At 66.8% G+C, this 10,588-nt stretch carries 11 protein-coding genes; all 11 read left to right on the top strand.

The window, feature by feature from the left end; genetic code table 11:
- On the top strand, window positions 1-767 hold a 767-nt coding region (locus tag AB9O74_RS18095; RefSeq protein WP_369350128.1), incomplete at its 5' end, for a flagellin.
- Between the two features lie 454 nt (window positions 768-1,221).
- Complete coding sequence (fliD, locus tag AB9O74_RS18090; RefSeq protein WP_369350127.1) at window positions 1,222-2,604, top strand: flagellar filament capping protein FliD; 1,383 nt, start codon at window positions 1,222-1,224, stop codon at window positions 2,602-2,604.
- 128 nt (window positions 2,605-2,732) lie between these two features.
- Window positions 2,733-3,149 (top strand): flagellar export chaperone FliS, encoded by a 417-nt coding sequence (fliS, locus tag AB9O74_RS18085; protein WP_176989025.1) that lies wholly within the window; start codon window positions 2,733-2,735, stop codon window positions 3,147-3,149.
- Window positions 3,146-3,442: a hypothetical protein gene (locus tag AB9O74_RS18080; RefSeq protein WP_369350126.1), complete on the top strand. Its 297-nt coding sequence runs from the start codon at window positions 3,146-3,148 to the stop codon at window positions 3,440-3,442. Before fliS ends, AB9O74_RS18080 begins: the two co-directional genes overlap by 4 nt.
- Window positions 3,439-4,020 (top strand): PilZ domain-containing protein, encoded by a 582-nt coding sequence (locus tag AB9O74_RS18075; protein WP_176989027.1) that lies wholly within the window; start codon window positions 3,439-3,441, stop codon window positions 4,018-4,020. Before AB9O74_RS18080 ends, AB9O74_RS18075 begins: the two co-directional genes overlap by 4 nt.
- An 87-nt stretch (window positions 4,021-4,107) precedes the next feature.
- Complete coding sequence (locus tag AB9O74_RS18070) at window positions 4,108-4,740, top strand: response regulator transcription factor (protein WP_121036749.1); 633 nt, start codon at window positions 4,108-4,110, stop codon at window positions 4,738-4,740.
- A 263-nt stretch (window positions 4,741-5,003) separates the two neighbouring features.
- Complete coding sequence (gene rpoN / locus AB9O74_RS18065) at window positions 5,004-6,416, top strand: RNA polymerase factor sigma-54 (protein ID WP_369350125.1); 1,413 nt, start codon at window positions 5,004-5,006, stop codon at window positions 6,414-6,416.
- A gap of 14 nt (window positions 6,417-6,430) precedes the next feature.
- Complete coding sequence (locus AB9O74_RS18060; protein ID WP_026070040.1) at window positions 6,431-6,808, top strand: response regulator transcription factor; 378 nt, start codon at window positions 6,431-6,433, stop codon at window positions 6,806-6,808.
- Window positions 6,805-8,301: a sigma-54 dependent transcriptional regulator gene (locus AB9O74_RS18055; RefSeq protein WP_369350124.1), complete on the top strand. Its 1,497-nt coding sequence runs from the start codon at window positions 6,805-6,807 to the stop codon at window positions 8,299-8,301. Before AB9O74_RS18060 ends, AB9O74_RS18055 begins: the two co-directional genes overlap by 4 nt.
- 271 nt (window positions 8,302-8,572) lie before the next feature.
- A complete protein-coding gene (gene fliE, locus AB9O74_RS18050; protein ID WP_369350123.1) occupies window positions 8,573-8,935 on the top strand; it encodes a flagellar hook-basal body complex protein FliE in 363 nt (120 codons plus the stop codon).
- 12 nt (window positions 8,936-8,947) lie between these two features.
- A complete protein-coding gene (fliF, locus tag AB9O74_RS18045) occupies window positions 8,948-10,588 on the top strand; it encodes a flagellar basal-body MS-ring/collar protein FliF (protein WP_176989031.1) in 1,641 nt (546 codons plus the stop codon).

The following is a 10,588-nucleotide window of genomic DNA, read 5'->3' as shown; positions in this document are numbered from 1 at the left end:
ACTTCAACGGCACCAAGCTGCTGGACGGTTCGTTCTCCAGCCAGCTGTTCCAGGTGGGCGCCAACGCCGGTCAGGCGATCGCCATCGACAAGATCGTGGATGCCACGACTGCCAAGCTCGGCACCTCCACGTTCGCTACCGGCAAGGTCGCCGACGCGGATGCTGTCCTGACCGCCGATGCGACGTTGTCCGGCACCATCAAGGTCGGTTCGACCACCGTCAACCTCGACAAGATCGAACTGAAGAGCGGTGCGACCGTCGCCGATCAGAACAAGGCCGCGGTGACTGCCATCAACTCCAAGCTCGGCGAGACCGGTGTGCTTGCGGAGCTGAATGACGCCGGCGAGATCGTGGTCACCCAGGTGAAGGATGGCATTGCAATGACCGATGCCGACATCACCATCACCGGCCCGGCAGGCTTCGATCACACGGCCGACGCTGCTGTGACCACCGCCAACGTCGCGAATCTGGATGTCTCGACGGTGACGGGTGCGCAGAAGGCCCTGTCGCTGGTCGACAACGCCCTGAGCTCGATCAACAACACCCGCGCCGACCTCGGCGCTGTCCAGAACCGCTTCACCTCGGTTGTGGCCAACCTGCAGACCTCCACGGAGAACCTGTCGGCGTCGCGCAGCCGCATCCGCGATACCGACTTCGCCAAGGAAACCGCAGAGCTGACCCGCACCCAGATCCTGCAGCAGGCCGGTACGGCCATGCTGGCCCAGGCCAACCAGGTGCCGCAGAACGTGCTCAGCCTGCTGCGCTGATCCACGGCTGCATCGTCCCCGCCGCCGGCTTCGGCCGGCGGCGCGGGCAACCCGAGGCATCGCAAAGCACGCGCAGGAACGGGCCATGGCCATGGGACCGGACTCTCTCCCGGTCGCCACATCATCGTGGCCATGGCCCGCCCCTGCGGCAGAACTGTTATCAGCGCTGTTTGTTTGACTGAACACCCCGGGTGGCTTCGTCTCCCCCCGCTTTTCAGTAGCCTGACCCCTCCTCTGCATTGGAGGAGGGTTTTTTACAGACCACCTATCAAGGGCGCGCATCGCCGCCCCTGCCCCAGGGCTCCTGCAACCGGCGTGCCAAACCCGCCCCCGCCCTGGCTGGCACAACTCCTGCATCAACGTGGTTCTAAAGACCCGGCGGCTACGGCCGCTACTTTCGTTGATGGCATCGCCCTGCGACTTCACTGCAGTGGCAACAAACAGGAGATACAACGTGGCGGACTTCGGTTACGGCGGCATCGGTTCAGGACTGGATATTTCCGGCATGGTCAGCAGCCTGGTGGCAGCCGATCGCAAGCCGGCGGACAACGCACTGAACCTGCAGCAGTCCAAGGCCAAGATGCAGCTCTCGGCGATCGGCACGGTCAAATCCGCGTTCGACACCCTGAACACCGCGCTGAAGGCGCTGAAGGCGAATACGGCCTTCGATGCCCGCACGTTCACGGCCAGCAAGCCCGGCACCGACGAGATCTTGACGGTCAGCGGGACGAATTCTGCGGCGGCGGGCACCCACCTTGTCAACGTGGAAAAGCTGGCTACCGCACACAAGCTGATCTCAAACACCGAAATACCGAAAACAGACACGTTTGGCGCCGGAACCCTGACGCTCACCGTTGGCGTCGGCGATAAGCAGAAGACGCTGAACATCAACGTCGAAGCCGACGACACGCTCAGCTCGATCCGGACGAAGATCGAGAAAGCCGGCCGCGCCTCGGGTGTACAGGCCACGCTCATCGCGTCTGGCGATAACCAGATTCTGTCCCTCTCGCAGGAGAAGTCGGGCGCCGCCAACGCCATCGCGCTGACTGCCGCACCAGGCAACAGCAAGCTGGCCGACCTCGCTGCCAGTCTGAAGGAGCGTACGCCGGCCGCAGACGCCAAGCTGACCATCGATGGCGTGGCAATCACCAGCAGCGAAAACACCGTCACTGACGTGGTGCCCGGCCTCACCCTGAACCTGAAGAAGGAAGGCGAAAGCACCGTCACCATCAGTACCGACGTCGCCGCTGCGCGCAAGGTGATGCAGGACTTCGTCACCGCCTACAACGGCGCCATCGCGGCGATCAACACCGCGACCAAGTACGACATCGAGAACAAGGAACCGTCCTCGCTGACCGGCGATGCCCAGATGCGCGGCGCTTCCAGCCAGCTGCGCAGCATGATGGGCGGCATCCTCAAGGATCTCTCGGCCGCCGGCCTGGACCCCAAGAAGATCGGCCTGCAGACCCGCGCCTATCCCAACGCCGATGGCAGCCTGGTGCTGGATACCGCCAAGTTCGACGCGGCCCTGGTCAATCAGGGTGGCGCGGTACGCGAAGCCTTCACCGGCGATGACGGTGCAGCGGCCAAGCTGTTTGCCATGGTCGACGGCTATGTCAGCACCACCGTGGGCAAGGAAGGCGCGTTCGTCTCGCGCACCAAGAGCCTCAACACCACGCTGACCGACATCGACAAGCGCCGCAAGGCGCTGGATGTGCGCATGGAAGGCGTGTCCGAGCGTTACAAAAAGCAGTTCCTCGCGCTCGACGCGCTGATGAGCAAGATGAGCCAGACCATGACCAGCCTCACCTCGCAGCTCTCGCAGCTCAGCGGCTGATCGATCGCGGCAGCGGACTCAAGTTGAACCGGCCCGCTGCCGATATCACTGGCAGGACACCCCGCAGGCTCCACCCGGTGCCGACGATGTCGCGAACCTCGCGGCCCCGCATGAAGGAGACATGATTGATGTACGGTTCCAACCGTCAATTCACCGAGCAGTACCGCAAGGTCGGCGTGCAGAGTTCGGTTACCGATGCCGACCCGCACAAGCTGGTGGCGCTGCTGCTGGCCGGTGCCTGCGAACGCCTTCGTCTCGCACTGGCCTGCATGGAACGGGGCGACCAGGCGCGCAAAGGCAAGGCGATCGGCGAGGTCTGTGCGATCGTCGGCCATCTCAACGGCTCGCTGGACCATGAGGCCGGCGGCGAAATCGCGGGCAATCTGTCCTCACTGTACGACTACGTGATGCACCGGCTGACCGAAGCCAACCTGCACAATGATCCGGCCGCGTTGACCGAAGCCCTCGAGCTGCTCGGCGAAATCGACGCCGCGTGGAATGCCATCCCCCAGCAGCAGCGCCAGACTGCGCAGGCCGCCCCGTGAGTTCGCTCGGCGCGCTGAACGCCCGGCTCGATGCACTGGAAACCGCGCTTCACGACGAGAATTTCGACGAGGCCGGGCTGCAGCTGGACGCCCTCGATGCCGCCCAGCAGAACTACCTGGCCGGCCCGTCGGCCCTGTTCGATGTGCCGGGCCTGTCCTCGCTGCAGGCGCGCCAGCAGCGCATCATGCTGTTCATGATGCGTCAGCGCGAAGACGCCAGCCGCCACATCCACAACGGCCACCAGTCCCTTCGCGCCGCGCAGGCGTACCTGACCGCAGAATCCCTGTCATGACCGACCTTCGCACCAGCGCCATCCATCACCCGGCCGAAAGCGAGCTGTTCGATGAGACGCTGAGCTGCGAACTGGCGCTGCCGGCCGAGTTCCGCATCGGCAGCGCGGTGATCCGCCCCGGGACCGCCGAGACCCTGCTGCGCAGCGTGGCCCTGGTCGAGGACGCGCGCGGCGACGACGGCCATGACGACCGCAGCGATGCGACGCTGCAGGTACAGCGCCTGGAGGCCAAGCTGGATCTGGTCATGGTGCTGCTGGGGCGGCTGGTGCGCCAGACGACCCAGGACCTGCCCCTGCGTCCGCTGCGCTGGTCGCGCCGCGGCATCCGCCTGGAACAGGGCACGCGCAGCGGCGCCACCCCGGGGAGCATGGGCGTGATCCGCCTGCAGCCCTGCGACTGGCTGCCCGACCATATCGACCTGCCGGTGGTCATCGTCGCCGAAGCCGCCAACGGCTCGGGCGCGCACTATCTCTGGCTGCGGTTCGAAGGCCTCAGCGACGCGCTGGAGATGGCGCTGGAACGTCATCTGTTCCGCCTGCACCGCCGCCAGATCGCCGAAGCACGTCGTCTGCGCTGACCATACGCTCCCGACTGTGACCCAATCGGCTTGGCGGTAGGCCTTCACTCCGTTAAGGTGACGACCTCCCCGCTTCCCTAGCAGCCTGTGCGCGTTCTCATCGTCGATGATCACACCCTGGTCCGTGCCGGCCTCAGCCGCCTGCTGCAGGGCTTTGCCGACGTCGAGGTCATCGCCGAGGCCAGCAACGCCGAACAGGCGCTGCAACTGAGCGTGCAGCATTCCCCGGACGTGGTGCTGATGGACCTGTCCCTGCCCGGCCGCACCGGCCTGGAAGCCCTGAGCGACATCCTGCTGCGGACGCCCGGCTCGCGCGTGGTCATGATGACCATGCACGACGATGCCGTGCACGTCCGCGATGCGCTGGACCGGGGTGCGGTCGGCTTCGTGGTCAAGGATGCCGCCCCGCAGGAGCTGGAACTGGCGCTGCGTGCCGCCCATGCCGGCCAGGTGTTCCTGAGCCCGCAGATCTCGGCCAAGATGCTGGCGCCCATGCTGGGCAGGGAAAAGCCGGTCGGCGTGGCGGCCCTGTCGCCGCGCCAGCGCGAGATCCTGCGGCAGATCGGCAAGGGCGAAAGCAACAAGGAAATCGCCGCCGACCTCGGCATCAGCGTCAAGACGGTGGAGACCCACCGCGCCCGCATGATGGAATCGCTGGGCTGCCGCCGCGCCAATGATCTGGTGCTGCTCGCCGCCCGCCACCAGCACGAGCTGGAGTGAAGTGCGCCGGTTCTCCGGCACACAGCGGGCAGCCGGCCGATCGGTGACGGATTATTGAAGCCCGGCCGGCGGTGCCGGCGACCACAGTGCAAGGCCCGGCCGTCCGGCAACGTCAAAATACCGCGCTGGTGTAGGGGTTTTCCCCACACGCTGTCAGGCATTTGACGACCCGACTCAGGAACCCCCTGATTCCCGGCGTACGGGAACAGAAGCAAGATGTGTTCCATAACGCACCGGGGAGTCGGTGCGAACGGGGAACCACCTTGAAAGCCTCCATGTCGACCCAGATGGGTCAGCAGCTTCACCTCACGCCGCAGCTTCTGCAGTCCATCCGCCTGTTGCAGCTTGACGGGATGCAGCTGGAACTGGAAATCCGCCGCGCACTGGACAGCAACCCGCTGCTCGAGCTCGAGGAAGCGCCGGAGCCGGTAGCGGCCGAGACCGCCGAAGCCACGACCGGCCAGGACGTGGCCGCCTTCGACGAACTGCCCGAGAGCACCATGTGGGATGTCGCCGGCGCCGGCTGGCAGGATGGCGACGATGACCGCATGCAGCGCGTGGCGGCGGGCGAATCCTCCGACCCGCAGCTGCGCGCCCTGCAGCGCCTGGCGATGGAGCTGGATGCCCGCGAACTGGCCGTGGCCGGTTTCTGGCTGGAGCACTGCGATGACGCCGGCTATCTGGATGCCCCGCTCGCCCAGCTGACCCTGCTGGCCAGCGCCCGCTGCGATGTCGATGCCGCGGGCGTGGAAGCGGTCCGCCAGCAGATCCTGCACGGCGACCCGGTCGGCCTGGCCGCGCAGGACCTGCATGAATGCCTGAGCGTCCAGCTGCGCGCCCTGCCCGGCCGGGTTGCCGCCCGCCATCTGGCCCAGCGCGTGCTCGATCACGGCCTGGCCGCACTGGCCGCACACGATTACCCGGCCCTGGCCCGGGACCTGGATGCCGAAGTCGCCGATATCCATGAAGCGGTCCGCCTGATCCTGTCGCTGCAGCCGCGCCCGGGCGAAGGCCTGCTGCCGGACAGCAACGGCGTGGTCATCCCGGACGTGGTGGCCTGGCACGCCGATGGTCAGTGGCGCGTGGCGCTCAATCCTGCCACCAGCCGTCGCCTCAGCATCAACCCGCACTACGAACAGGCCCTGGCCGAGACCACCGAAGCGGCCCAGCCGCTGCGCGACATGCTGCAGGAAGCGCGCTGGCTGACCCGTGGCCTGTCGATGCGCTATGACACCCTGCTGCGCACCGCGCGGGTGATCATCGAGCGCCAGTCCGGCTTCCTGACCCGTGGCGAAGAAGCCATGGCGCCGCTCACGCTGAAGGAAGTGGCCGACGAAATCGGCATGCACGAGTCCACCGTCTCGCGCATCACCACCGGTAAGTACCTGCAGACGCCGCGCGGGACGCTGGAACTGAAGCATTTCTTCGCGGTCCGTCTGGAAGGCGCCAGCGTCTCCGGCCAGGCCGTCAAGGCCATGGTGCGTCGCCTGATCGAGTCCGAGCCGGCCGCGCGCCCGCTGGCCGATGAAGCCATCGCCGGCCTGCTCTCGCGCCAAGGGGTGAACATCGCCCGCCGTACCGTTGCAAAATACCGCGAACAACTGGACATCGCCCCGGCGCGCGAACGCCGCCGCAGCCATGCCAGCACCCCGCACCTCCTGGCCCGGGTGGGCTGAAGGAAATGGAAGACATGAACAAGCTCACCGTCCTGCTGGTCGACGACCACGAAGGTTTCATCAACGCCGCCATGCGCCACTTCCGCAAGGTCGACTGGCTCGATGTGATCGGCAGCGCCGCCAATGGCCTGGAAGCGATCGAACGCTCCGAGTCGCTGCGCCCGAAGGTGGTGCTGATGGACCTGGCCATGCCGGAGATGGGCGGCCTGCAGGCGACCCGCCTGATCAAATCGCAGGACGACGCACCCTACATCGTCATCGCCAGCCACTTCGATGACGCCGAACACCGCGAGCACGCCCTGCGCGCAGGGGCCGACAACTTCGTCAGCAAGCTGTCCTACATCCAGGAAGTGATGCCGATCCTGGAAGGCCTGAAGGGGAACGGATCATGAGCGAATCACGCATCCTGGTCGTGGACAACGACGCGGTCCGCGCCGAGCGCACCGTCGCCCTGCTGGAGTTCATGGACTTCAACCCGCGCTGGGTGGCCGACGCGAACGATTTCGACATCACCCGCCATCGCCCGAACGACTGGATGGCCGCGATCATCGGCGGCCTGGACGGCTCCGAGCGCAGCGACGCGCTGTTCGCCTGGCTGGGCAAGGGCGCGCTGCCGCCGCCGGTGATGCTGATCGATGGCGACACTACCGCTTTCGCCCGGCAGTACGGGCTGCACGAAGCCAATGTGTGGCCGCTGGAAGCCCCGCTGCGCCACGCGCAGATGGAAGGCCTGCTGCGCCGCGCCAGCCTCAAGCGCCTGGATGCCGAGCACCAGGCCGGCGCCGTGCAGGAACAGGGGCCGACCGGCGAGGGCCCGGCCGTCACCCAGCTGCGCCGCATGATCGAGCAGGTCGCCGCGTTCGACACCACCGTGCTGGTGCTGGGCGAATCGGGGACCGGCAAGGAAGTGGTCTCGCGCTCGATCCACCAGCGTTCGCCGCGCCGCGACGGTCCGTTCGTGGCGATCAACTGCGGCGCGATCCCGGCCGACCTGCTGGAAAGCGAACTGTTCGGCCACGAAAAGGGCGCCTTCACCGGCGCGCTGAGCGCCCGCAAGGGCCGTTTCGAAATGGCCGAAGGCGGCACCCTGCTGCTGGACGAAATCGGCGACATGAGCCTGCCGATGCAGGTCAAGCTGCTGCGCGTGCTCCAGGAGCGCAGCTTCGAGCGGGTCGGCGGCAACCAGACCATCCGCTGCAACGTACGCGTGATCGCCGCCACCCATCGCGATCTGGAATCGCGCATCGCCGACGGCAAGTTCCGCGAAGATCTGTTCTACCGGCTCAACGTGTTCCCGATCGACGTGCCGGCCCTGCGCGAGCGCAGCGAAGACCTGCCCGCGCTGGTCACCACCATTGCCGGCCAGCTGGCCCGTACCGGGCGCGGCGAAGTGCGCTTCACCGGCGAAGCGCTGCAGGCGCTGGCCACCTACGAATGGCCGGGCAATGTGCGCGAGCTGACCAATCTGGTCGAGCGCCTGGCCGTGCTGCACCCCAGCGGCAACGTGCGGGTGCAGGATCTGCCGGCGCGCTACCGCGGCGATTTCGCCGTCCCGGCCCCGGTCGTGGCGGCCGTACCGGCGGCGGCGGCCGACGAGCGCCTGGACCTGCGCAGCTTTTCGTTCCACACCCCGGGTGCCCAGGGCACCACGGCAGCGGACAACGGCAGCGGCCCGGCTGCCCGCGCGCCGGCCCTGCCGGACGACGGCATGGACCTGCGCAACCACATGGCCAGCATCGAATTGAACCTGATCAACGAAGCGCTGGAACGCACCCAGGGCGTCGTCGCCCACGCCGCCCAGCTGCTCGGCCTGCGCCGCACCACGCTGGTGGAAAAGCTGCGCAAGTACGGCATCGAGCGCGACCAGACCGAACTGGCCGGCTGAGCGGATTGGCAGCTGGAAAGCAGAAGCCCGGGCACGTCCCGGGCTTTTTTTTTGACCCCACCCTCCGCCGGTTTTCCGGCGTCGACTCTCCGGCACGCCAGCGCAACACACTGCCGCTGGCGCATGCCGTCGCACCGCGCCCGCCCTGTGCACGGGGACGGCTGAATACGCAAACCCCCGCCCCCCTTACGAAACTGAATCGCTCATCGGTTTCGGCACGGCACTTGCAACGTATTCACCCGTAACCCACCCCTGCTTCGGAACGTTCCAGATGTCGCACTCCGTCACCTCGATCCTTTCTCAGATCCGCACCTTCCAGACCCAGATGGGGCAACCCGCCGTCAGTCCGCTGACGGAGGTGCCGCGCAGCAATGCCATCCAGGGCCTGGTGGCCCCCCAGGATATCCAGGGCCCCAGCTTCACCGAAACCCTGCGTGGCGCCATCGCCGGCGTCAACGATGCGCAACAGAAATCCGGCGCGCTGGCCAAGTCCTTCGAACTGGGTGAACCCGGTGCGGACCTGGCCAAAGTGATGGTCGCCTCGCAGCAGTCCCAGATCGCCTTCCGCGCCACCGTGGAAGTCCGTAACCGTCTCGTCCAGGCTTACCAGGACGTGATGAACATGCCGCTGTAAGGATAGAAACGCATGGCCCTGTCGCTCTCCAAAGAATCGCTGAACACCGAAAAGGCTGGACAGTGGTTCGACCGGCTGCAAAGCCTGCAGATCACCCGTCGGCTCGGCCTGATGGCGATGATCGCCGTGGCCGTGGCGGCAGGGCTGTTCGTGTTCTTCTGGTCGCAGAAGCCGGGCATGGTGCCGCTGTACACCGGGCTGGACCAGAAGGCCACGGCCGAGGCCACCGACCTGTTGCGCGCGGCGCAGATTCCGTTCCAGCTCGACCCCGCCACCGGCGGCATCACCGTGCCGGAGAAGAACCTGCACGATGCCCGCCTCAAGCTGGCCGGCTCCGGGCTGACCGACAGCGGCCGCCTCGGCTTTGAACTGATGGAGCGCGACCCGGGCTTCGGCGTCAGCCAGTTCATGGAGAACGCCCGCTACCAGCACTCGCTGGAAACCGAGCTGTCGCGCACCATCAACACGCTGCGTCCGGTCCGCGATTCGCGCGTGCACCTGGCCATCCCCAAGCCCAGCGCCTTCACCCGCCAGCGTGACGTGGCCAGTGCCTCGGTGGTGCTGGAACTGCGCGGTGGGCAGCAGCTCGAACGCGGCCAGATCGATGCGATCGTGCACATGGTCGCGGCCAGCATTCCGGACCTTGCCCCCGAGCGGGTGACCGTGGTCGACCAGAGCGGGCGCATGCTCAGCGTCTCCGACCCGAACAGCGATGCGGCCATGAATGCCGCGCAGTTCGAGCAGGTCCGCCGCCAGGAAACCTCGTTCAACCAGCGCATCCGCGAGCTGCTCGAACCGATGACCGGCCCTGGCCGCGTCAATCCGGAAGTCAGCGTGGACATGGACTTCTCGGTGATCGAAGAAGCCCGTGAGCTCTACAACGGCGAGCCGCAGAAACTGCGCAGCGAGCAGATGAGCGAGAACAGCAGCAACGTGCCCGGCCCACAGGGCGTGCCCGGTGCGGCCAGCAATACCCCGCCGGGCCCGGCGGCCGCCCCGGCCACCGCCCAGGCACCGACCGAAACCTCCAAGAACGCCACCCGCAACTACGAGCTCGACCGCACCCTGCAGCACACCCGCCAGCCGGCCGGCCGCATCAAGCGCGTCTCCGTGGCGGTGCTGGTGGACAACGTGCCGCGCGCAGGGGCCAACGGCAAGATGGCCGACCAGGCGCTCTCGGCTGCTGAGCTGACGCGCGTCGAAGCGCTGGTCAAGCAGGCGGTTGGTTTCGATGCCGAGCGTGGCGATACGGTCTCGGTGATGAATGCCCCGTTCGTGCGTGAGGTCACCCCGGTCGAAGGGCCGAAGTGGTGGGAGCTGCCACAGGTACAGGACGCACTGCGTCTACTGCTTGGCGCGATCGTGGTGCTGGCCCTGGTGTTCGGCGTGCTGCGCCCGGCGCTGCGCTCGATCACCGGCCAGACCAAGCCGAAAGACGACGAACTTGAACCCCACAGTGCCGATGTGCAGCTGGTCGACGATGGCGAGGGCCTGCCTGCGATCGGCAGCGAACGCCTGCACGCGGCGGGACATGAACCCCTGGCGTTGCCGGTGGACTCTTACGAGGAACGACTGCGCATGGCGCGTGAAGCTGTAAAGACCGATTCCAAGCGCGTGGCCCAGGTGGTCAAGGGCTGGGTGGCCAATGATTGA

The sequence above is a fragment of the Stenotrophomonas sp. JAG2 genome (assembly GCF_041080745.1).
Taxonomy (GTDB): domain Bacteria; phylum Pseudomonadota; class Gammaproteobacteria; order Xanthomonadales; family Xanthomonadaceae; genus Stenotrophomonas; species Stenotrophomonas maltophilia_AA.
Note: the sequence above shows the minus strand (reverse complement) of the source record. Positions and strands in the feature narration are given on the sequence as shown.

What these genes read in the sequence shown, in the direction of transcription:
- fliE (WP_369350123.1), top strand. Translation starts at nt 8,573, where the DNA reads ATGTCGCACTCCGTCACCTCGATCCTTTCTCAGATCCGCACCTTCCAG.
- fliS (WP_176989025.1), top strand. Translation starts at nt 2,733, where the DNA reads ATGTACGGTTCCAACCGTCAATTCACCGAGCAGTACCGCAAGGTCGGC.
- fliF (WP_176989031.1), top strand. Translation starts at nt 8,948, where the DNA reads ATGGCCCTGTCGCTCTCCAAAGAATCGCTGAACACCGAAAAGGCTGGA.
- AB9O74_RS18060 (WP_026070040.1), top strand. Translation starts at nt 6,431, where the DNA reads ATGAACAAGCTCACCGTCCTGCTGGTCGACGACCACGAAGGTTTCATC.
- AB9O74_RS18075 (WP_176989027.1), top strand. Translation starts at nt 3,439, where the DNA reads ATGACCGACCTTCGCACCAGCGCCATCCATCACCCGGCCGAAAGCGAG.
- AB9O74_RS18055 (WP_369350124.1), top strand. Translation starts at nt 6,805, where the DNA reads ATGAGCGAATCACGCATCCTGGTCGTGGACAACGACGCGGTCCGCGCC.